Raw genomic sequence first — 20,802 nt, 5'->3', positions numbered from 1 at the left:
CCGGGGCCAGCCGGTAAACTACGATCCCGTCCCCGGACCACCTCGAGAGGCCCTCGTGACCCTGCTCCTGCTCGCCCACTTCGTGGCCGCAGCAGTGGCGCCCGGGCTGGCCAAGGTGATCCACCGTCGCTCCTTCCTCGTCCTGGCGCTCGTGCCGGGTGCGGCCTTCCTCTGGCTCCTCGCGCAGACCTCGCTCATCGCCCGTGGCGACGTGATCACCGAGAGCATCCAGTGGGTGCCCACGCTCGGGATGGACTTCACCCTCCGGCTCGGGGCGCTGCAGTGGCTGCTCGGTCTCCTCGTGACCGGGGTCGGTGCCCTCGCGCTGCTGTACTGCACCTGGTACTTCAAGCACGACGACCCCAGCCTGTGGCGCTTCACCGGGGTCTTCACCGCCTTCGCCGGAGCGATGTTCGGCCTCGTTGTCGCCGACAACCTGCTGGCCCTGTACGTCTTCTGGGAGCTGACGACGGTCTTCTCCTACACGCTCATCGGGCACAACCCGGTGCGCTCGGCCAACCGTCGGTCAGCCACCCAGGCCCTGCTCGTGACGACCTTCGGCGGGCTGGCGATGCTCGTCGGCACGATCATCCTCGGCGAGACCTCGAGCTACACGATCAGCGAGATGCTCGCCGACCCGCCGCCCGCCGGCGCCCTGACGACCGTCGCGGTCACCCTCGTGCTCCTCGGCGCTCTGACGAAGTCCGCGCAGATCCCCTTCCACTTCTGGCTGCCGGGGGCGATGGCCGCGCCGACTCCGGTGAGCGCCTACCTGCACGCCGCGTCGATGGTCAAGGCCGGCATCTACCTCATCCTGCTGCTCGCGCCGGCCTTCGCCACGACCCCCGGGTGGCGGCCGCTGACCATCGGCCTGGGCATCGGCACGATGCTCATCGGTGGGTGGCGCGCGCTGCGCCAGGACGACCTCAAGCTGCTCCTCGCCTTCGGCACCGTCAGCCAGCTGGGCATGATGACCGCCCTCGCGGGTGTCGGCAGCAAGGCGGCCGCGCTCGCCACCCTCGCCCTGGTGATGTCGCACGCCCTCTTCAAGTCCACCCTCTTCTTCACCGTCGGCATCATCGACAAGGGGACCGGCACCCGCGACCTGACCCAGCTGCACGGGCTGGGGCGGCGGCTGCCGGTGCTCGCCGTCACGGCCACCATCGCCGCCGCCTCGATGACTGGGGTGCCGCCGCTCATCGGTTTCGTTGCGAAGGAGTCCGCCCTCGCCGCCGCCGTCGAGTCGCTGCACGGCCCGCTCGGTACCGCAGGCGGGCTCTTCCTGATCATCGGGCTGGTCCTCGGGTCGGCGCTCACCGCGGCCTACTCCATCCGATTCGTCTGGGGTGCCTTCGTCACGAAGACGACGACCGGAGGATCGCCGCAGCCCACCCCCTTCGCCGGCTCGAAGCCGCTGCTCATCGCCCCGGTCGTCCTCGCCGCCGTGACCCTGGCCGAGGGCTTCCTCGGCGGTCCGCTCACCCGGGCCTTCGCGCCCTACGCCACGACGCTGCCGGGCGCCGCGCCCGACGACCTCGCGCTCTGGCACGGCTTCACCCCGGCCCTCGGCCTGTCCGTCCTGGCCATCGGCGGCGGTGTCCTGCTCTTCCGGTGGCGCGCGCCCTTCGCGAGGTTGCAGGCCGCGGCACCCCAGGTCGTCGACGCCGAGCGCGTCTACCAGCGCTTCATGCGGGCCCTGGACCGCTTCGCCGTCGAGGTCACCGCCCTCTCCCAGGGCGGCTCCCTCCCGAACTACCTCGGCACGATCTTCGTCGTCGTCATCCTCGCGCCCGGCGCCGTGGCCGCCACCGCCCTCCCCGGGAGCTCGGTGCGTCCCTGGGACACCGTCAGCCAGGCGGCCGTCGGGTTCTTCCTCATCATCGCGGCGATCCTTGCCGTGCGCAGCCGTAACCGGATCCAGTCCGTGATGTTCGTCGGTCTCACCGGTTACGGGCTGGCCCTGCTGTTCCAGATGCACGGCGCCCCCGACCTCGCCCTGACCCAGGTCCTCGTCGAGACCTTCTCCCTCGTCCTCTTCGTCCTCGTCCTGCGCAAGCTGCCCGTGGACTTCCGCCGTCGCCCCCTCGGCCGCGGCCGCCTCTGGCGCCTCGTCCTCGCCGGATCCGTCGGCCTCGCGGTGAGCACGCTGACGGTCGTCGCCGCGAACGCGCGCATCGAGGCCCCGATCTCGCGGGCCTTCCCCCAGGCCGCCTACGACTTCGGGCACGGACGCAATGTCGTCAACGTGACCCTCGTCGACATCCGCGCCTGGGACACCCTCGGCGAGATCTCGGTGCTCGTCGCCGCCGCCACCGGCATCGCCAGCCTGGTCTTCCTGCGCACCCAGGAGGCCGACCGGTCCTGGTCGAACCGCCGCACCGCCGACGAGCCCGCACGCGGGCTGCCGAAGGAGCGCCGCTCGGTCATCCTCGAGGTCGCCACCCGGCTCGTCTTCCACGTGATGATCCTCCTGTCGCTGTACCTGCTCTTCTCCGGGCACAACCAGCCCGGCGGCGGCTTCGCCGGCGGCCTCGTCCTCGGCCTGGCGCTGCTGGCCCGGTACCTCGCCGGCGGCCGCCACGAGCTCGACCATGCCGCCCCGGTCAGCGCCGGCGCCGTCCTCGGGGCCGGCCTGTCGGTCTCGGCCATCGCCGCCCTCGTCCCGCTGGCCTTCGGTGGCACCGTGCTGCAGTCCGCCGCCGTCGACGTCACCCTGCCGATCTGGGGTGACGTGCACTTCGTCAGCGCGCTCATCTTCGACATCGGCGTCTACCTCATCGTCACCGGGCTCGCCCTGGACGTCGTCCGCTCGCTCGGGGCCGGCATCGACAAGCACTCCGACGAGGACGGGGTCACCGCATGAGCAACGCCATCAGCCCGAGCCTCAGCCTCGTCATCGTCGCCGGCTTCTTCGTCGCGACCGGCGTCTACCTGCTCCTCGAGCGGGCGCTCACCCGGGTGCTGCTGGGCATCGTCCTCACGAGCAATGGCGCCGCCACGCTCTACCTCGTCGCCTCCGGGCCGGCGAAGGGGGCGCCCTTCGTCGGCTCGAGACCGGCCGAGGAGATGAGCGACCCGCTCCCCCAGGCCATGGTGCTGACCGCGATCGTCATCGCGCTGGCCTCCGTCGCCTTCATCCTCGCCCTCGCCTACCGCCAGTGGCGCATCACCGGCAGCGATGACGTCCCCGATGACGCCGAGGACGAGCGGATCAAGCGCCTCGCCGAGCGCGACCAGACCTCGAGCACCTACGACCCGGACACCCAGTCCACCACCGAGGCAGACGAGGAGGACGCGACGGCATGAACATGGCCACCCTCCTCCCCCTTCCCGTCCTCCTGCCGCTCATCGGCGCGGCCCTGACCGTCGTCGCCCGCCACCGCCCCCGGGTGCAGATCGCCGTCAGCCTGCTCGTCCTCGCGGCCGGGCTCGGCGTCGCCATCGCCCTCATGTGGCACACCCACAGCGGGGGCCCGCTCGTGCTCTGGCTCGGCGCGTGGAGCGAGCCCCTGGGCATCGCCCTCGTCGCCGACCGCCTCTCGGCGCTCATGCTCTTCGTCAGCAGCTTCGTGCTCATCACCGTGCTCGTCTTCGCCATCGGGCAGGGCGTCGCCGACGGCGACGAGGACTCCCCGCTGGCCATCTACTTCCCGACCTACCTCGTGCTCTCCGCCGGGGTCTCCAGCGCCTTCCTCGCGGGAGACCTGTTCAACCTCTTCGTCAGCTTCGAGATGCTGCTCTTCGGCTCCTTCGTGCTGCTCACCCTCGGCGGCAGCGGCACCCGGATCCGGGCGGGCACGACCTACATCATCGTCTCGATGGTCTCCTCCTTCCTCTTCCTCGTCGCCATCGCCGCGGTCTACGCGGCCACCGGCACGGTGAACCTGGCGCAGCTCTCCCTTCGTCTGCCGGAGATCGACTCCACCGTCGCCCTGGCCCTCCAGTTGATGCTCCTGACGGTCTTCGGCATCAAGGCGGCGGTCTTCCCGATGTCCGCCTGGCTGCCGGACAGCTACCCCTCGGCGCCCGTGCCGGTCAGCGCGGTCTTCGCCGGCCTGCTGACGAAGGTCGGTGTCTACGCGATCATCCGCACCCAGTTCCTGCTCTTCCCCGACTCCCCGCTGCACGAGCTGATCATGGTCGTCGGGCTGCTGACGATGACCGTCGGCATCCTCGGCGCCATCGTCCAGCCCGGGATCAAGCGGATGCTCTCCTTCACCCTCGTCAGCCACATCGGCTACATGCTCTTCGGCATCGGCCTGGCCAGCCACGCGGGTCTGTCCGCGGCGATCTTCTACATCGCCCACCACATCACCGTGCAGACGGCGCTCTTCCTCATCTCCGGGCTCATCGAGCGCGCCGGCGGGTCGACGGTCATCGACCGGCTCGGCGGGCTCGCCGCCGGCGCCCCCCTGCTCGCCTTCCTCTTCTTCGTGCCGGCGATGAACCTCGCCGGCATCCCGCCCTTCTCGGGTTTCGTCGGGAAGGTCGGGCTCATCCAGGCCGGCGTCGAGGTCGGCGGCCCGATGGCGTGGGCGCTGATCATCGGCTCGGTCGTCACCTCGCTGCTCACCCTCTACGCCATCGCCAAGACGTGGAGCTACGCCTTCTGGCGGCCCCGCACTCCGGAGGGGCAGGAGATGACCTTCGAGATGCCGTCACTGACCCCCTCCTTCGGTCGTCTCAGTGACGCCATCGGCGCCACCGTCGCCGCCGACCGGCCCTCGTCACCGATCACCCCACCGTCGTTCGGCACCCCGGTGCGGCGGGAGATGCCCCCGGCGATGCTGGGCGCGGCGACCACCGTCGTCGCCTTCAGCATCGGGCTGTCCCTCTTCGCCGGCCCGCTCTTCGCCTACACCGACGCGGCTGCCACGCAGATGCTGGATCGCGCCAGCTACGCCGAGGCCGTCCTGCCGAAGGAGGTTCCGTGAGCACGCCGGGCACCAAGAACCACCAGTCCTCGCGGCGGCGGGGCGGGTGGCAGCCCAGGGCGATCATCGCCCTGGCCGTCGTCTGGGTGCTGCTGTGGGACCAGGTGACCCTCGGCAACATCGTCAACGGACTGATCATCGGCACGGTCGTCACCCAGGTCTTCCCGCTGCCCTCGATCCAGTACGCCGGTCGGATCCACCCGTGGCCGATGCTCGTGCTCCTCGTGCGCTTCTTCGCCGACCTCGTCAGCGCCGCCGTCGAGGTCGCCCGCGCCACCCTCGACCGACACCCTTCCAAGGGCGGCTCGATCGTCGAGGTCCAGCTGCGCACCCGCTCGGAGTTCTACATGACGATCATCTCCGCCCTCGTCTCCCTCGTGCCCGGCTCGATCGTCGTGGAGGCCCGGCGGACCGCCGGGATCCTCTACGTCCACGGCTTCCACGTCACGAACGAGGGGGAGCTCGAGCAGCTGCGGCGGGACGTCCTCGACCTGGAGACCCGGGTCGTGCGCGCCATGGGATCCACCGACGAGATCTCGCTGTGCACGAAGGGGGCGGCGTGAGCATCATCCTGGGGATCGCCCTGGCCCTGCTCTTCGCGGCGGGCGGGCTGGCCCTCGTGCGCATCGTCTGGGGGCCGACGAACCTCGACCGGGCGCTGAGCCTCGACGTCATCATCGTCATCGTCACCGGCATCCTCGCCACGCAGATCGTGCGCAGCGGCGACGACGCGTCCTTGCCGATCCTCGTCGTCTTCAGCCTCACCGGCTTCGTCGGGTCCGTCTCGGTGGCCCGGTTCATGGGACGCAAGGAGGGGTTGGAATGACCTGGCACGCGGCCTTCGACCTCGCCGGCGCGATCCTCCTGCTGCTCGGTGCCTCGCTCGCCTTCATCGGCGCGGTGGGGCTGGTGCGGCTGCCGGACCTCTTCGCGCGGATGCACGCCGCGACGAAGCCACAGACCCTCGGCCTGCTGCTCATCCTCCTCGGCCTGGCGCTCTCCGTGCGCACGTGGACCTCGATCACCACCCTGATCATCGTCCTGGGCGCGCAGGCCCTCACCGCGCCGGTCGCCGCCCACATGCTCGGCCGCGCGGGCTACCGCAGCGGCGTGACCGAGAGCGAGCTGCTCCACCACGACGAGCTCGGCGAGGCCTACCGCCGCATGGAGCAGTAGCCCTCCCCCCTTCGCATCTGCCTAGGCACCTGCCAGAAGAACCGCATCTGCCTAGGCAGATGCGGTGGGTGCCTCGCACTTGCCTAGGCAGATGCGGTGACCGGCCCTCCCTGTGACAGACGAAGGGGGCGAAGGGGAGATCCCCTTCGCCCCCCTTCGGTCAGGATCAGAGCCGGCCGTAGCCGGAGACCCCGTCGAAGACCGGACGGATCGAGACGCTCGAGCCGGTGCGCGGCGAGTCGATCATCTGACCGTCCCCGACGTAGATGCCCACGTGGTACGCCGGCGAACCGAAGAACACGAGGTCGCCCGGCTGCGGGTCGGAGACCGGGGTGGCGGCCGCCTGCTGCGCGCTCGTCACGCGCGGGAGGGACTTGCCCGCCTTGCCGAAGACGTACTGGGTGAAACCCGAGCAGTCGAAGCCGGAGGGGGTCGATCCGCCGAAGACATAGGGCGTGCCGATGTACTGCTTGGCGATGGAGATGACGTCGCTGGAGCTCGCCGCGCTCGGTGCGGGCGAGGACTTCGGCGTCGAGGACGTGCTGCTCGCGCTCGGTGCCTGACGCTCCCGGCTGCGGCTCGGTGCGGACTCGGTCCGCTCCGGGGTGTCCTGCTGGCGGGGGGCGGCTTCCTGCTGCGGGGCGACCTGCGCCTCCCGCTCCTGAGCGTCCTCCTCCTGCTCCTGCTCCCGGTCGGCGGCGGCAGCCGCGGACCGGTCGGCGGCGGCAGCCGCGGCGCGCTCCTGACGCTCACGCTCGGCGGTGGCCGCACGCTCACGCTCGGCCTCGCGCTCGGCGCGCATGCGCAGCTGGTAGGGGGTGGGGCCGGTCGGCTTGGCGACGGGCTCGACCTCGACCGTGCCGAAGGACGAGGCCGCCTTGGTGCCGGATGCGGCGGCCTGCGGGGCGGTGACGGCCGCGGTGGCGGGGGTCGCGGCGAGGGGAGCGCTGGCGGTCTGCTTCGCGGGGGCTGCGGCCTCCACCTCATCGACGGTGGCGGCCTGCGCGGGCACGGCGATCGCGGCGACGAGGCCGCCGGAGGCGGCGAGGACGGCCGAACCCTTGGCCAGCGGCGTACCGGCCTGGGTGACGATCTGACCGATCTCGGAAACCGGGTTGTAGCGGCCGGGGGCGCGGTGGCGCCCAGTGGACTGAGACACGTTGTCTACCTCTCCCGCCTACGGGGTCAGCTGTCGGGTTCGAGCCAGAGGTACGGCCCGGCCCCGCGGCTACGAGTCGACCTAGCGACGCGCGTGCCCCGGGACTTCACCCCGAGGGGCATCCGCGATGCCCCGTGTGTGGGTCCCCCGCTCCTGCCAAAACGGTGTTCGTTCGTGCCCATCAAGTGCGGTGGCAGGACTCGGCGCCGCGTGACGGATCCGCCCAGGGGAGGCGGACGCCCCGACCGTACCTGCAGATCACGGATATGTCACGCCGAGGTCACGGCAGGTCACGACGCGTCACGGAGCGATGGACTCGACGAAGACGTGGTCGGCGACATCGTGGGGCAGGGACACCGCATCGGAGGCGTCTGCACCGCTGCGCACGACGACGACGCGCTCCTCGTCGGCGGACACCTTGACGACCTCGCCGGGCCGCAGCCGTGCCTCCGTGAGCAGCGTCAACGCGTCGTGGTCGACCTGCGCGGGCTCCCCGATGCGCCGGACCCGGAAGTCCCCCCGCAGGTCGCGCTCGATGACCTCGCTGAGGCTGTAGAGGCCCTCGCGGTAGTCGGCGCTCTCCTCCTCGTCGACGAGGAGCTCATCGAGCCCGGGGATCGGCGTTCCGTAGGGGGACTCGCGGTGGTCGGGCAGGATCGCGAGGATCTTGCGCTCGACCCGCTCGCTCATCACGTGCTCCCACCGACAGGCCTCCTCGTGGACGTGCTCCCACTCGAGGCCGACGATGTCGACGAGCAGTCGCTCGGCGAGGCGGTGCTTGCGCATGACCCGAGTGGCCAGGAGCTGACCCTCCCCGGACAGGACGAGCCGACGGTCCGGGCCGAGGCTGACGAGCCCGTCGCGCTCCATGCGGGCGATGGTCTGCGACACGGTCGGTCCCGAGTGGCCGAGCCGCTCGGCGATCCGAGCACGCATCGGCGGGATGCCCTCCTCCTCGAGCTCGAAGATCGTGCGGAGGTACATCTCGGTGGTGTCGATGAGGTCCTTCACGAGCCCCATCATGCCTTGTGTGTCCAGCGTCAGGACGCCCGCAGTGCGGCGTCTGCCCGCTCCCCGTCGGCCCGCGAGACCCACACGCTCGTCCACGCCAGTCCGGCCAGGCCCACGACCCCGAGGGAGAGCGCGGCCGCCGGCAGGGACACCAGCGCCGTGACGGCGCTCAGCCCCAGCGATCCCCCGGCATTGCCGGCCTCGCCCATGAGCCGCCAGGCCCCGAGGAACTGTGCCCGGTCGTGCGTGGGCGCCGCGTCCGCACCGAGGGTCATGACGATCCCCGAGCCGAGGCCATTGCCCAGCGACATGAGCAACGCCACGGCGAGCAGCGTCCCCTTCGTCTCCGCGAGGGGCAGGAGGAGGAAGGAGAGGGAGATCACGGACAGCAGGGTGGCGACGACCCACACCCGACCGAGACGGTCCATCGCCCAGCCCCCCGGGTAGACGAGGACGAGCTCGGCGACGCCCGCCGCGACGAAGATCTGTGATGAGTCCACGCCGCCGAGACCGATCTGCACCGCCCACAGGGGCAGGATCACCAGGCGGGAAGTGCGCAGCGCCGAGATGATCGTCACCCCGACCCCCTGGGTGAGCAGCAGGCGCGCGTGGCGACGGATCACCTGCAGGACGGCGGCGTGCGGTTCCTCGGCGCGCACCCGCTCGTGCTCCCGGGTGAGGTCCGGGCTCGCCAGGACCGTGATGAGCGAACCGACGGCGAGTGCCACCGCCACCGCATAGGCGCCCTGCAGCCCCATCGGTGCGATGGCGAGCGAACCGATCGCCGGCCCCAGGAGCAGGCCGGTGCGCATCGCGCCACCGAGCAGGGACATCCCCCGCGCCAGCAGAGGTGGGGGCAGGACGTCGATCATGAAGCCCTGACGGGCCAGGAAGAAGGCGCTGGAGGCGAAGCCGCTCAAGAGCAACGCCACGCCCATGAGCCACAGCGAGGGCGCCCAACCGGCCACCGCGAGGGCGAGGATGTCGACGACAGCCGCTCGCCACAGCGTGGCCCGCTCCCCGATCCGGGCGACGAGCGCGCCAGCGGGCAGCACACCGATGAGCTGGCCGACGCCGGTGAGCGCCACGACGAAGGCCGCCGTCCCCAGGTCGGCTCCGAGCTCGTCGGCACGCAGCGCGGCGATCGGGACGACGGCACCGGTGGCCGCGGCGGTCAGGAGCGTGGGGCCGAAAGCCGGGATCGCGATCCGCCGCCAGGCGAAGCCGTCCACCGCACTCACCTCCGGCACCTGTGCTCCCTTCGTCGGCGGTCGATAGGTTGGCATGGTGCAGACCACACCCGAGACCACGACCGTGTCCCACCGTCATGCCGGCCCGCCCGGGTGCGGCAACGGCGGATGGGTCTGCGGTCTGCTCAGCGAGCGGCTCGAGGATCTCGTTCCCGCGGAAGGGGGCCTGACCTCGGCGACGGTACGCCTCAGCGCCCCGACCCCGCTCGGGCATCCACTGCGGTGGGAGGTCGACGGGTCCGTGGCCGACCCGGGCGAGATCGCGGTCCACCTGCTCGACGGCGACACCCTCCTGGGCACCGCCCGCCGCTGCGAGGCCCCGGACCTGGACGTCCCCGCCCCCGTGACCGCGGCGCAGGCGCGGGACGCCGTGGCCGGCTTCGACCCGAGCGGGCACCCCTACCCCGGGTGCTTCGTCTGCGGACCCGAGGCCGAAGGGGGTCTGCACGTGTACGCCAGCCCCGTCACCGGCCGTGAGGGCGTGCTCGCCTCTCCCGTGACGATCCCCGAGGAGGGATTGCCACCGGTCCTCGCCGCGCTCGACTGTCCCGGCGCCTTCACCCTCGGTTTCGGCGAGGAGGCCCTGCTCCTCGGCACCTTCACCTCGACCCTGCACGGGGAGGTCCCCGTCGGGCGCGAGCTCGTCGTCATCGCCTGGCCGATCGACCGGGACGGGCGCAAGCGCCGCTGCGGCACGGCCCTCTTCGACGGCGACCGGTTGCTCGCGAGCGCGGCCGCGACGTGGATCGCCGTCGGCCGCGAGAAGATCCCGGGCACCGCGCCCGCTGCCGGCTGAACCCCCCTTCGTCGCCCGAGGAGTCCCATGACCCGACCGCTCGCCCTCGTCACCGGAGCCAGTGGCGGCATCGGCGCCGCCACCGCCCGGGCGCTCGCCGCAGCCGGCCACGAGGTGGTCTGCGCCGCCCGCCGCACGGACCGGGTCGCCGAGCTGGCCGCCGAGATCGACGGTCGCGCCGTCACCTGTGACGTCACCGACGCCGACTCGGTCACGGCGCTCGCCGCGCAGATCGGCGAGCGCCTCGCCGTCCTGGTGAACAACGCCGGCGGTGCCTTCGGGCAGGACCGGGTCGCCACCAGCGACGTCGAGGACTGGCGGGCGATGTACGAGGTCAACGTCCTCGGCACGCTGCGCGTGACGCAGGCGCTGCTCCCTGCGCTCGTGGCAGCCGAAGGGGTCATCGTCAACGTCGGCTCCACCGCCGGGCGGATCTCCTACGAGGGTGGCGGCGGCTACACCGCCGCCAAGCACGCTCTCGCGACGATGACCGAGACGATGCGCCTGGAGCTGGTGGACCAGCCGGTGCGGATCACCGAGGTCGCGCCGGGGATGGTTCGCACGGAGGAGTTCTCGCTCACCCGATTCAAGGGGGACGCCGAGCGGGCCGAGCAGGTCTACGCGGGTGTCGCCGCACCGCTCGTCGCCGAGGACGTCGCCGACGCCATCACGTGGATGGCCACCCGCCCACCGCACGTCAACATCGATCTGCTCGTGATCAAGCCGCGCGCGCAGGCCGCCGCCCACAAGGTCCACCGCGAGTAGGAGAGAACACAGATGCAGCTGTCGTCACCGAAGGTCCCCGAGTCCGTCTTCACCTACGCCGCGCCGAAGCTGAAGTTCGGCCCCGGCGCCATCGACGAGATCGGGCACGACGTCGCCGCCCTCGGGGCGCGCAGCGTCTTCGTGGTCACCGACCCGCAGCTCGTGGCCACCGGTCACCCCGAGCGGGTGGCCTCCGTGCTGCGTGCGGCGGGGCTGACCGCGCAGGTCCACGACACGGCCGCCGTCGAGCCGAGCAATGCCTCGCTGGCCGCCGCCGTGGACCGAGCGAGGGGGGCACGCCCCGTGGACGCCGTCGTCGCCGTCGGCGGCGGGTCGAGCATCGACACCGCCAAGGCGATCTCGCTGCTGCTCACCAACCCCGGCGAGCTCATGGACTACGTCAACGCCCCCGTCGGCGGAGGCCGCGCACCGGAGAACGCCGTGCTCCCGGTCATCGCGGTCCCGACGACGACGGGGACGGGGAGCGAGTCGACGACGATCTGCGTCCTCGACGTGCTCGAGGCCAAGGTCAAGACCGGCATCAGCCACGAGCGACTGCGCCCGGTCATGGCCGTCATCGACCCCGACCTGACCGCGACCCAGCCGCCCGGAGTCACCGCCTCCGCGGGGATGGACATCCTCTGCCACGCGCTCGAGAGCTGGACCGCCCGGCCGTACACGAGCTACGAGCACAAGACCGCAGCCCAACGCGTGCCCTACTGCGGGTCCAACCCGATCGCGGACATGTACTCGCAGCAGGCCATGCAGCTGCTCGCCGGCGCCTTCCGCTCCGCCGTGACGGAGCAGGATGCGACCGAGGCCGCCACGGCACGCTCGAACATGGCGCTGGCGGCGACCTTCGCCGGCATGGGCTTCGGCAATGCCGGCGTCCACGTGCCGCACGCGAATGCATACCCGGTCGCCGGGCGCGTGCACGACCTGGCGAGCGACTTCCGGCCCGACGGCTATGCCGCGAGCGAGGCGATGGTCCCGCACGGGATGGCGGTCGCGTCGACCGCCCCGGCGGCCTTCGAGCTGACCTTCGAGGCGAACCCGGAGCGACACCTCGCCGCCGCGGCGTGGCTGGACCCGCAGGGCCTGGACGCGCAGGTGGAGGCACCACAGCGCCTCTCCGCGGTCCTGCGCCGACTCATGCGCGACATCGGCCAGCCCTCGGGACTCGCGGAGATCGGCTACGGCGACGGGGACGTCGACGGACTCGTCTCCGGCACCATGCAACAGCAGCGCCTGCTCGCGACGGCTCCCCGCGAGGTCACCGAGGAGGACATCGCCGGCGTCATCCGGGCCTCGATGCACCACTGGTGAGCGACCCCCTTCGCCCATGGGCGGGTCGCCCGCCCTCACCCGCTGCGCCGCGACCGGAAAGCCTGATCTGACCGGGGAACATCGAGTTGACCGCGCCATGACCCGGTCATCTGCGGGCAACCCGGTCAGTCAAGGGTTTCCCGGCCGAGCGGGGTCGTGGTGAGCCACGTTCAGGGCTGCAGGCGCTCGACCTGCCAAGCGCTCGCCTCGTCCAGTCCGCCCTGCGCCACCCGGGACCACCGGAAGCGGTCGTGCAGGCGGTTGCTCCGTCCGGCCCACGCCTCGACCTCGTCGCAGACGATCCGCCAGCCACCCCAGAAGTCCGGCCGGGGCACGTCCTGCCCCTCGTAGCGCGCCTCGACCTCGGCCCACGCCCGCTCCAGGCTGTCCCGGCCGTCGATCGGCTGCGACTGGTGCGAGACCCACGCGCTGAGCTGCGAGCCGCGCGGCCGCTCGGCGAAGTAGGCATCGATCTCGGCCTCACCCACCCGCTCGGCCCGGCCACGGAATCGGATCGCACGGAACATCGCCGGCCAGGTCAGGGTCGCGGCCAGAGCCGGGACCGCCTGCAGCTGGTGGCTCTTCGTCGACTCGAGGCTCGTGACGAAGCCCGGCCCGGCGGCATCGAGGAAGCGCATGAGCACCGTGCGCACGTCCGGCCGGCCATCGGCGTCGACCGTCGCCACGGCGATCGACAGCGGCTCCGGGACGTCGCCCCGCTCGACCTGCCGTATCCGGGCGACGTCGATCCACGAGGAGACCAGGGCGAAGGGAGCGCCCGGCACCTCCCCTTCCTCCAGCCCCTCCCCGGCGTAGTCGATGTGGTCGACCTGCGGGGGTTTGCGCGGGATGATCCCGTCGGGCGAAGCGCTCATACCGCCAGCGTACGACCGGTCCTCAGCGCTCGTCGTGACCGCCCGGTACGCTGCCGAGTCGACGGCGGACTCCGTCGCCGCGAGACGTCGAACCGACCAGCGAGGAGTGCGCGTGCGACCCAGCACCTCGACGCGTCTCCGCGGACGCACCCCGTGGTGGCGTGCCTTGGTCAGCACCGACGTCGAGCGGATGGGCCCGGCCTACCGACCGGCCATCGACGGCTATCGGGGCCTCTTCATCGTCCTCGTCATGCTCTTCCACTTCGGGGTCACCTCCCTCGCCGGTGGGTGGGTGGGCATCAACCACTTCTTCACCTTCTCCGGCTACCTCATCGCCGGCATCCTCATCCGTCAGTGGGAGCGGCGCGGACGCATCGACGCGCTCGCCTTCTACCTCAGGCGGGCCCGTCGGATCGTGCCTGCCGTGACGCTGCTCGTCACGGCGGTGCTCGTCCACACGCTCTTCGTCGACGAGGGCGACCGACCCCAGACAGCGGGTGATGCCTTCGCGACCCTGACCTTCTGGCAGAACTGGCGTCTCATTGCCCGGGACGACCAGTACTTCGACCTGCTGGGCGAGCCCAGTCCCCTTCGTCACGTGTGGACGCTGGGCGTGGAGGAGCAGTTCTATCTCGTGGTGCCCTTCCTCGTCGCCGCGGTGATGCTGCTGCGGAGACGCTTCGAGCGGACCGCCGTGGTCTTCGGCCTGGCCCTCGCGTCGGCTGCGTGGACGGCCTACCTTGCTGGGACCGGCGCCACCGGGTCACGCCTGTACTACGGCACCGACGTACGTGCCCAAGCGCTGCTCGTCGGTATGGCCGCGGCCATGCTGCTCACCCCGGACCGCCGCGGTCGTGCGCCGCGGCTGAGCCGGGTCGGGGCGGAGACGATCGGGTGGGTAGGCACCATCGCCTCGGTCTCCGCCTTCTTCATCCTCGACGAGACCGGCCGGTGGGTCTTCGAGCGTGGTGGGATGCTGATCTTCGCGATGATGGCGGCCTGCATGGGCGCCTCCGCGCTGGACCCACGCCCACTGCGAATCAACCGGATCATGAGCTTTGCGCCCCTGGTGCACCTCGGCCAGATCTCGTACGGGCTCTACCTCTTCCACTGGCCGATCGCGACCTGGCTGCCGCTGGGACAACTCCCCTTCGTCGTGGCCGTCGCCACCAAGCTCGCGCTCACGTGGGTGTGCGCGGTGCTCTCCTACCGCTTCCTCGAGATGCCGGTGATGATCAACGGATTCCGCGCCCTCGTCCCCACCTCCGTCCCACGAGCTGCCCGCCGCTGGGTGGCCCCGGGCGTCCTCGCCGCGATGACCGCGGTCGCCTTTCTGCTCAGCACGAGCTGGAGCGGAGCCATCGACGGTGACTGGGACAAGCGCCCGCTCCCGACCGCGCAGGAGTACGAGCAGCCCGAGTCCACGCTGCGGGTGGCGGTCGTGGGCAGCTCGATCGCCCAGTCGGTACGGGACGGCTTCGAGGGCGAGGACTACCCGGGGCTGGACGTGAGCGGGCACACCCGCCGGGGTTCGTGCAATGCGATCCCGCTGACCTTCCGCTTCCAGGGAGGCGGGGCAGTCCCCGAGGACGAGACGTGCTCAGCCTGGCGTGAGTCGTGGCCGCAGGAGGTGCGTCGTGCGGGCACGGACATCGTCCTCTCCCCCGTCGAGACCGCGCTCACCCAGCCGCTCGTCGTCGACGGCACGACGGTCGAGCCAGGCAGCGCGACCCACTCCCGTCGGATCCGCAGCAATCTCGAGGCACTGCTGGAACAGACCATGGAATCCGGTGCCGCCCAGCTCCAGCTGATCAACGCCACGTGCCACGACGATCCTGCGGGCATCCGAAACGGCGAGGAGGTCGGTGCCGTGAAGATCGATCCCACGTCCACCAATGTGGTCGTTCAGGAGTGGGCCAAGGAGGTCAACACCAGGACCGAACCGGTCACGGTGACGGTGCTCGACCTCAACGGGGCGGTGTGTGGCGACGGCTATCGCCCGGTGATCAACGGCGCCCGGCTCTACTCCGATCGGATCCACTTCTCCCGGGAGGGGGCGCGTCTCGTCTGGACGTGGCTGGCCCCGCAGGTCATCACGGCCTGGAACCTTCGCGAGGACTGATCGGCGGTGGCCGGCGGCGTGGACCCTCGTCAGTCGAGCCGGGCGTAGTTCTCGCTGACCTGCCCGAGGAGCCACTTCCAGAGCATCGGTGTCACCTCGGGCGAGAAGTGGAGGAAGTCGTTGTAGACCGGGGCGCCGTGCAACGTCTCCGGGTAGCCGTCGGCGCAGAGCGCACTCGCGAGGTCGACGACCCGCACGTCGTCCGGGTGCTTCCCCGCCCAGTCGTCAATGAGGTCGTTGAGGATCTTCGGGTTCTTGTACTCGGCGAGCAGCTCCGGCTCCGACTCGAGCACCGCCTCAACCTCCTCCGGAATGTCCTTCGGCGGAACCCGGCACGGGACGTTGACGATTTGCACCTGTCGCGCCCCGGCGTCCTTCGCCTGCGTGTACACGGTCTCGAAACGATCCGTGATGACCGCGCGGAAGCGCGCGTCGTCGAGCCAGAGGCGCTCCCCGTCGACGAGGTGCGGCAGCCCGACGAGCGGCGAGGCGAAGAGCAGCAGGATGTCATCGTCCCCCTTGGTGAAGTCCTGCGGCCACTCCCGCTTCTGCACCACGCACCAGGGCTCGGTCGTCTTCGACAACCCGGGTGCCCAGCTGATCGGCTCGTCGAGCAGGTCGCAGCCCTCACGAGCGTGGTTGTCGAGAGTGACCCCCGGAAACTGCTCGTCCGGGAACCTCTCGGCGAGGAAGTAGGGCACGGAGTCACCGAGGACACCGATACGACCGGGGTCACCGGGTCGGTAGCTCGCCTGGCCCTCGACGATGTCGGGCAGCTCCCCCGCCACGGACGTCGAGCCGGCGTCCTGCCCTCCTGGCGCGGTGCGCACCAGCCCGAACCCGAGGACCGCGACGAGCGCCACCGGCAGGAGCGAAGCGAGCAGCGGCCGGCGGGTCCGGGGCAGGACCCCCCGGATACCGCGAGTGATGATCGGCTGCTCGAGGTAGGTGTAGGAGAGGTGGGCCACGAGGACGGTCGCGGCCATGCCGATGATGAAGAGGAGGACCGGGTGGTCACCCAGCGGCGTGGGGGCCAGTGCCACGTAGATCGGCCAGTGCCAGAGGTAGAGACCGTAGGTGCGCTCACCGACGAAGGCCAGCGGTCGCCAAGCGAAGAGCGTACGGGTGAGGTTGGTACGTCGGTCGGCGCAGGCGAGCACGAGCAGGGCGCTGCCGATGCCGAAGGCCAACATCCCGCCCTGGTTGAACATCCACGCGCTGTAGGGCGTGACGAAGGCGAAGGAGATCACCGAGGAGATGAGGCCGACGAGGCCGCCCCACTCGATGAGCCACATCGGTAGCTCGGGGGCTCGTGTGCGCTGGGACACCGGGCCGCTGAGGACACCGATCGCTGCCCCGATGAACAGAGCCTGGGCACGGGTGTCGCTGCCGTAGTAGACGCGTGGGTAGTCCGACTGGTCGTGGAAGCCGAGGTGTGCGGTCCACACGGCAGAAACGACGGCACCGAGCAGGAGCACGCCGACCGCCGTGCGGCGGCTGCCGAACCAGGCGAAGAGCGCGATGATCACCAGCGGCGCGACAAGGTAGAACTGCTCCTCGATCGCCAAGGTCCACGCATGGCGAAGGGGGGAGGCCCCACCCGCTGTCCCGAAGTACTGGTCTCCCTGCGCGATGAGGCGCCAGTTCATGCCATAGCCGAGGGTCGCGAGCAGATCCCCACCAAGCTTGCGGCGCAGACCGTCGGGCGCGAAGAGCGCGCCCCAGGCGGCGACGGCGGTGAGCATCACCAGCAGCGCCGGAACCAAACGGCGGATCCGCCGGCGATAGAAGGCCAGGACGTCGATCGAGCCGTACTTCGCGTCCTCCGCCGTGAGCAACCGGAAGATGAGGAACCCGGAGAGGACGAAGAAGAGATTGATCGTCACCCACATGCCCTCAAGCTGGGTGAGCCCGAAGTGGAAGCCGATGAACAGCAGGATGAACACGCCTCGCAGGCCATCCAGTGCCGGGCTGTAGCCGAAACGGGATCTCGCCACCTGAGCCCTCCCCCTCGTGTGCCGTCGCGGCATGTTACCCGCCAGTGGTCCCCAGTGTGCGCGCCGTGACCGAGAGTGCAGAATGGGCCGAACCAGAGTTGCGGACGAGAAAGGCTCACCTTCATGTCGGACACCGACGTCAAGCACGGACTCGAGGGCGTCGTCGCCTTCGAGTCGCAGATCGCCGAGCCCGACAAGGCGGGGGGCGTCCTGCGCTACCGCGGGGTGGACATCAACGACCTCGTCGGCGAGGTCACCTTCGGAGACGTCTGGGGCCTGCTCGTCGACGACTCCTTCGACCCGGGCCTGCCGCCCGCCGAGCCCTTCCCCCTTCCCGTGCACAGCGGTGACATCCGCGTCGACGTCCAGTCCGCACTCGCTCAGCTCGCCCCGCTGTGGGGCTTCAAGCCACTGCTCGACATCAGCGACACCCAGGTGCGGGAGGACCTCGCCCGCTCCTCCGTCATGGCGCTGTCCTTCATCGCCCAGTCCGCCCACGGGCAGAACTCCGCGATGGTCCCCCAGGCCCGGGTCGACGAGGGCAAGAACATCGTCGAGCGCTTCATGATCCGCTGGCGCGGCGAGCCCGACCCCAAGCACGTCGAGGCCATCGACGCCTACTTCATCTCCGCGGCCGAGCACGGCATGAATGCCTCGACCTTCACCGCCCGCGTCATCGCCTCCACCGGCGCCGACGCCTCCGCCTGCCTCTCCGGCGCGGTCGGCGCCATGTCCGGGCCGCTGCACGGTGGCGCCCCCTCACGCGCCCAGCACATGATCGAGGGCGTCGAGCGCACGGGTGACGCGACGAAGTACGTCAAGGACGCGCTCGACCGCAAGGAACGCCTCATGGGCTTCGGTCACCGCGTCTACCGGGCCTACGACCCGCGGGCCGCCGTGCTCCGCGAGACCTGCAGGCGCCTGGGCGCCCCCCGCTACGAGGTCGCCCTCGAGCTGGAGAAGGCCGCCATCGCCGAGCTGGCGGAGCGCTACCCGGACCGCACCATGGAGACCAACGTCGACTACTGGGCCGCGGTCCTGCTCGACTTCGCCGAGGTCCCCGGTGAGATGATGACCCCGCTCTTCGTCTGCGCCCGTACCGCCGGCTGGTCCGCGCACGTGCTCGAGCAGAAGCGGACCGGTCGCCTCATCCGTCCGAGCAGCAACTACGTCGGCGCCGGTCCTCGGCCGATCTCCGAGGTCGAGGGGTACGCCACCCTCTCCACGGACTGAGCGGAGAGCGACGACGAAGGGGGACGCCATGCTCAGGATGACGACCACGGCCGCGGCCACGGCGGCGCTGACGCTCGCTCTCACCGCCTGCGGCGGCGGTGGGGGGCCCGGTCCGACCGCGGGCGACGGCTTCGACAACAGCAGCACGCCCGCAGCCCCGTCGACGTCGGACGGCGAACCCAACAGCACTCCCCCGCCGTCGGCCTCCCCCACGGCGACCTCGTCCCAGGACTCGACCGACGAGGGCACCTCAGCCACGACGGCTGACGCGGACCCCTCCGCGACGGATGGGACCTCGTCGACGTCGACGAACACGGGCACCCCCTTCGACCCGGACGAGTTCACCGACACGCTCGAGAAGGCGGTGGACGCCAACCCCACCGTGCACATCGATGTCACGGTGACCGCGGGTGGGCAGGAGAGCGCCACCGCCTCAGGTCGGCAGGACCTCGCCAACGACTCCCTCGACATGCAGGTGAAGACCGATGGCCAGCAGCTCGGTTACCGTCTCGTCAACGGTCAGTACTATCTCGCCCAGCCACCCAAGTGGGTCCCGGTCACCGAGGACTCGACCAATCCACTGGTCAAGCAGGCGCTCGAGCAGGTCCAGCTGCTGAGCATGCGCACGCAGTTCGACGCCTTCGTCGCAGGGGTCGAGAAGGCCGGCGACAAGGGGACCGAGAAGATCGACGGGGTGACGACCCGTCACTACACGGCGACGGTCAACACCGACAAGGCCTATGAGCAGCTCGGCACGGACAAGGACCCGAACGCGCCCGACTCGCTGATTTACGACGTGTGGCTCGACGAGGACGACCTCATCCGCCAGATGACCTTCACCCAGGACGGTTCGACGGCCACGCTCGTCGCGAAGGACTGGGGCGAGCCCGTGGACATCACCAAGCCCAAGGACTCCGAGATCGCCGGCACGAGCTGAGGTCGGGTCGCACCGACCGTGACCGGTGCGTCAGACTCCTGTCGTGAGCGACGACATCACCATCCCCGAGGAACTGCGACCGCGTGACGGACGGTTCGGCTCCGGTCCGTCCACGGTCCGCGCCGAGCAGGTCGAGCACCTGGTCTCGATCGCGACGAGCGTCCTGGGCACCTCCCACCGGCAGGCGCCGGTGCGCTCGATCGTCGGCGGCCTGCGCGAGGGCCTGGGTGAGCTCTTCCGACTTCCCGAGGGCTACGAGGTCGTGCTCGGCAACGGCGGCGCGAGCGCCTTCTGGGACATCGCCACCCTCGGTCTGATCCGGCAACGCTCCCAGCACCTCGTCTTCGGGGAGTTCTCCGGCAAGTTCGCCGCGGCGAGCGCCGCCGCCCCCTTCCTCGGCGAGCCGAGCGTGCGCTCTGCCGAGCCCGGCTCGCTGACGCACGCCGTCGCCGAGTCCGGCGTGGACGCCTACGCCTGGCCGCACAACGAGACCTCGACCGGCGTCATGGCCCCGGTCGTGCGCCCGGACGGCATCGACGAGGACGCCCTCGTGCTCATCGACGCCACGTCGGGCGCCGGCGGCCTGCCGGTCGACATCACCCAGGCCGACGCCTACTACTTCGCCCCGCAGAAGTCCTTCGCCTCGGACGGCGGACTGTGGTTCGCCGTGCTCAGTCCGGCCGCGATCGAGCGCGCCGAGGAGATCGCCGCCACCGACCGGTGGATCCCCGACTTCCTCTCGCTCACCGCGGCGATCGACAACTCCCGCAAGGACCAGACGCTGAACACGCCAGCCGTGGCGACCCTCGCCCTCATGGCCGAGCAGGTGCGGTGGATGAACTCCTCGGGCGGACTGGACTTCGCGACCGCACGGACGGCCGACTCCTCCGGCCGGGTCTACGACTGGGCGACGAAGGGGGCGCACACCACCCCCTTCGTCACGGACCCGGCAGCCCGGTCGCAGGTGGTCACGACGATCGACTTCGACGAGGACGTCGACGCCGCCACCATCGCGGCGACCTTGCGGCGCAACGGGATCGTCGACGTCGAGCCCTACCGCAAGCTGGGTCGCAACCAGCTGCGGATCGCCACCTTCCCCGCGGTCGAGCCCGATGACGTCTCGGCCCTGCTCGCCTGCATCGACCACGTCGTCGAGCGCCTGTGACGCTCGGGCCGGCGGGGCCGCTCCTAGAAGGCGGCCGCGGCCGCCACGATGACGAG

The 20,802-nt window shown here is 70.8% G+C and carries 18 protein-coding genes and 1 riboswitch; of the genes, 13 read left to right on the top strand and 5 right to left on the bottom strand.

Annotated features, from left to right (window positions below; all coding sequences use genetic code 11):
• The first annotated feature begins 55 nt into the window (after nt 1-55).
• The 6 genes from ACR9E9_RS05040 to mnhG are packed head-to-tail and all read left to right on the top strand — an operon-like array spanning nt 56 to nt 6,110.
• Nucleotides 56-2,863 (top strand): Na+/H+ antiporter subunit A, encoded by a 2,808-nt coding sequence (locus ACR9E9_RS05040; protein WP_435202312.1) that lies wholly within the window; start codon nt 56-58, stop codon nt 2,861-2,863.
• Entirely contained in the window at nt 2,860-3,306 is a 447-nt protein-coding gene (locus ACR9E9_RS05035) for a Na(+)/H(+) antiporter subunit C (protein WP_435202310.1), read from the top strand. The genes ACR9E9_RS05040 and ACR9E9_RS05035 overlap by 4 nt, the downstream gene beginning before the upstream one ends.
• Nucleotides 3,303-4,934 carry a Na+/H+ antiporter subunit D gene (locus ACR9E9_RS05030; RefSeq protein WP_435202308.1) on the top strand — a complete coding sequence of 544 codons (1,632 nt, stop codon included), beginning with the start codon at nt 3,303-3,305 and terminating at the stop codon, nt 4,932-4,934. The genes ACR9E9_RS05035 and ACR9E9_RS05030 overlap by 4 nt, the downstream gene beginning before the upstream one ends.
• Nucleotides 4,931-5,497, top strand: a complete 567-nt coding sequence (locus tag ACR9E9_RS05025) for a Na+/H+ antiporter subunit E (RefSeq protein WP_435202306.1) — start codon at nt 4,931-4,933, stop codon at nt 5,495-5,497. Before ACR9E9_RS05030 ends, ACR9E9_RS05025 begins: the two co-directional genes overlap by 4 nt.
• Nucleotides 5,494-5,760, top strand: a complete 267-nt coding sequence (locus tag ACR9E9_RS05020) for a monovalent cation/H+ antiporter complex subunit F (RefSeq protein ID WP_435202304.1) — start codon at nt 5,494-5,496, stop codon at nt 5,758-5,760. Before ACR9E9_RS05025 ends, ACR9E9_RS05020 begins: the two co-directional genes overlap by 4 nt.
• Nucleotides 5,757-6,110 (top strand): monovalent cation/H(+) antiporter subunit G, encoded by a 354-nt coding sequence (mnhG, locus tag ACR9E9_RS05015; protein ID WP_435202302.1) that lies wholly within the window; start codon nt 5,757-5,759, stop codon nt 6,108-6,110. Before ACR9E9_RS05020 ends, mnhG begins: the two co-directional genes overlap by 4 nt.
• A gap of 166 nt (nt 6,111-6,276) precedes the next feature.
• On the opposite strand, the gene ACR9E9_RS05010 is transcribed toward mnhG, so the two are convergent.
• The 3 genes from ACR9E9_RS05010 to ACR9E9_RS05000 form a co-directional block, all read right to left on the bottom strand.
• Nucleotides 6,277-7,269 carry a C40 family peptidase gene (locus ACR9E9_RS05010; protein WP_435202300.1) on the bottom strand — a complete coding sequence of 331 codons (993 nt, stop codon included), beginning with the start codon at nt 7,267-7,269 and terminating at the stop codon, nt 6,277-6,279.
• Nucleotides 7,270-7,446, bottom strand: a riboswitch (cyclic di-AMP (ydaO/yuaA leader).
• Nucleotides 7,447-7,569: 123 nt separating this feature from the next.
• Complete coding sequence (locus ACR9E9_RS05005) at nt 7,570-8,289, bottom strand: metal-dependent transcriptional regulator (protein ID WP_435203580.1); 720 nt, start codon at nt 8,287-8,289, stop codon at nt 7,570-7,572.
• Nucleotides 8,290-8,309: 20 nt separating this feature from the next.
• On the bottom strand, nt 8,310-9,566 hold the full coding sequence (locus tag ACR9E9_RS05000; RefSeq protein ID WP_435202298.1) for an MFS transporter: 1,257 nt from the start codon (nt 9,564-9,566) through the stop codon (nt 8,310-8,312).
• Between the two features lies 1 nt (nt 9,567).
• Here ACR9E9_RS05000 and ACR9E9_RS04995 point away from each other — a divergent pair, with 1 nt between their 5' ends.
• The 3 genes from ACR9E9_RS04995 to ACR9E9_RS04985 are packed head-to-tail and all read left to right on the top strand — an operon-like array spanning nt 9,568 to nt 12,417.
• On the top strand, nt 9,568-10,326 hold the full coding sequence (locus ACR9E9_RS04995) for a hypothetical protein (RefSeq protein WP_435202296.1): 759 nt from the start codon (nt 9,568-9,570) through the stop codon (nt 10,324-10,326).
• Nucleotides 10,327-10,353: 27 nt separating this feature from the next.
• Complete coding sequence (locus ACR9E9_RS04990) at nt 10,354-11,091, top strand: SDR family NAD(P)-dependent oxidoreductase (protein WP_435202294.1); 738 nt, start codon at nt 10,354-10,356, stop codon at nt 11,089-11,091.
• A gap of 12 nt (nt 11,092-11,103) precedes the next feature.
• Nucleotides 11,104-12,417, top strand: coding sequence for a hydroxyacid-oxoacid transhydrogenase (locus tag ACR9E9_RS04985; protein ID WP_435202292.1), 1,314 nt, complete (start codon nt 11,104-11,106; stop codon nt 12,415-12,417).
• A gap of 170 nt (nt 12,418-12,587) precedes the next feature.
• On the opposite strand, the gene pdxH is transcribed toward ACR9E9_RS04985, so the two are convergent.
• The gene (gene pdxH / locus ACR9E9_RS04980; protein WP_435202290.1) at nt 12,588-13,292 is read right to left on the bottom strand and encodes a pyridoxamine 5'-phosphate oxidase; all 705 of its coding nucleotides are present in this window, start codon (nt 13,290-13,292) and stop codon (nt 12,588-12,590) included.
• Between the two features lie 112 nt (nt 13,293-13,404).
• On the opposite strand from pdxH, the gene ACR9E9_RS04975 reads away from it, so the two are divergent.
• Nucleotides 13,405-15,414, top strand: a complete 2,010-nt coding sequence (locus ACR9E9_RS04975) for an acyltransferase family protein (RefSeq protein WP_435202288.1) — start codon at nt 13,405-13,407, stop codon at nt 15,412-15,414.
• Nucleotides 15,415-15,443: 29 nt separating this feature from the next.
• Here ACR9E9_RS04975 and ACR9E9_RS04970 read toward each other — a convergent pair whose 3' ends face one another.
• Nucleotides 15,444-17,411, bottom strand: a complete 1,968-nt coding sequence (locus ACR9E9_RS04970) for an acyltransferase family protein (RefSeq protein ID WP_435202286.1) — start codon at nt 17,409-17,411, stop codon at nt 15,444-15,446.
• A gap of 123 nt (nt 17,412-17,534) precedes the next feature.
• Here ACR9E9_RS04970 and ACR9E9_RS04965 point away from each other — a divergent pair, with 123 nt between their 5' ends.
• From ACR9E9_RS04965 to serC, 3 genes are read left to right on the top strand one after another with little or no spacing between them, the layout of a single operon-like run.
• Complete coding sequence (locus ACR9E9_RS04965) at nt 17,535-18,644, top strand: citrate synthase 2 (RefSeq protein ID WP_435202284.1); 1,110 nt, start codon at nt 17,535-17,537, stop codon at nt 18,642-18,644.
• Nucleotides 18,645-18,672: 28 nt separating this feature from the next.
• On the top strand, nt 18,673-19,581 hold the full coding sequence (locus tag ACR9E9_RS04960) for an LppX_LprAFG lipoprotein (RefSeq protein WP_435202282.1): 909 nt from the start codon (nt 18,673-18,675) through the stop codon (nt 19,579-19,581).
• A gap of 43 nt (nt 19,582-19,624) precedes the next feature.
• Nucleotides 19,625-20,746, top strand: a complete 1,122-nt coding sequence (serC, locus tag ACR9E9_RS04955) for a phosphoserine transaminase (RefSeq protein ID WP_435202280.1) — start codon at nt 19,625-19,627, stop codon at nt 20,744-20,746.
• Nucleotides 20,747-20,802 lie beyond the last annotated feature (56 nt).

Origin of the sequence: Janibacter sp. GS2 (assembly GCF_051200835.1) — a bacterium.
Taxonomy (GTDB): domain Bacteria; phylum Actinomycetota; class Actinomycetes; order Actinomycetales; family Dermatophilaceae; genus Janibacter.
This window is presented reverse-complemented; position numbering and strand designations above follow the sequence as displayed.

Bases quoted from the DNA above. Each gene is read 5' to 3' on its own strand.
- mnhG (WP_435202302.1), top strand. From the start codon at position 5,757: ATGACCTGGCACGCGGCCTTCGACCTCGCCGGCGCGATCCTCCTGCTG.
- ACR9E9_RS04985 (WP_435202292.1), top strand. From the start codon at position 11,104: ATGCAGCTGTCGTCACCGAAGGTCCCCGAGTCCGTCTTCACCTACGCC.
- ACR9E9_RS05000 (WP_435202298.1), bottom strand. From the start codon at position 9,566: ATGCCAACCTATCGACCGCCGACGAAGGGAGCACAGGTGCCGGAGGTG.
- ACR9E9_RS05035 (WP_435202310.1), top strand. From the start codon at position 2,860: ATGAGCAACGCCATCAGCCCGAGCCTCAGCCTCGTCATCGTCGCCGGC.
- ACR9E9_RS04990 (WP_435202294.1), top strand. From the start codon at position 10,354: ATGACCCGACCGCTCGCCCTCGTCACCGGAGCCAGTGGCGGCATCGGC.
- ACR9E9_RS05030 (WP_435202308.1), top strand. From the start codon at position 3,303: ATGAACATGGCCACCCTCCTCCCCCTTCCCGTCCTCCTGCCGCTCATC.
- ACR9E9_RS05005 (WP_435203580.1), bottom strand. From the start codon at position 8,289: ATGGGGCTCGTGAAGGACCTCATCGACACCACCGAGATGTACCTCCGC.
- ACR9E9_RS04965 (WP_435202284.1), top strand. From the start codon at position 17,535: ATGTCGGACACCGACGTCAAGCACGGACTCGAGGGCGTCGTCGCCTTC.
- pdxH (WP_435202290.1), bottom strand. From the start codon at position 13,292: ATGAGCGCTTCGCCCGACGGGATCATCCCGCGCAAACCCCCGCAGGTC.
- ACR9E9_RS04960 (WP_435202282.1), top strand. From the start codon at position 18,673: ATGCTCAGGATGACGACCACGGCCGCGGCCACGGCGGCGCTGACGCTC.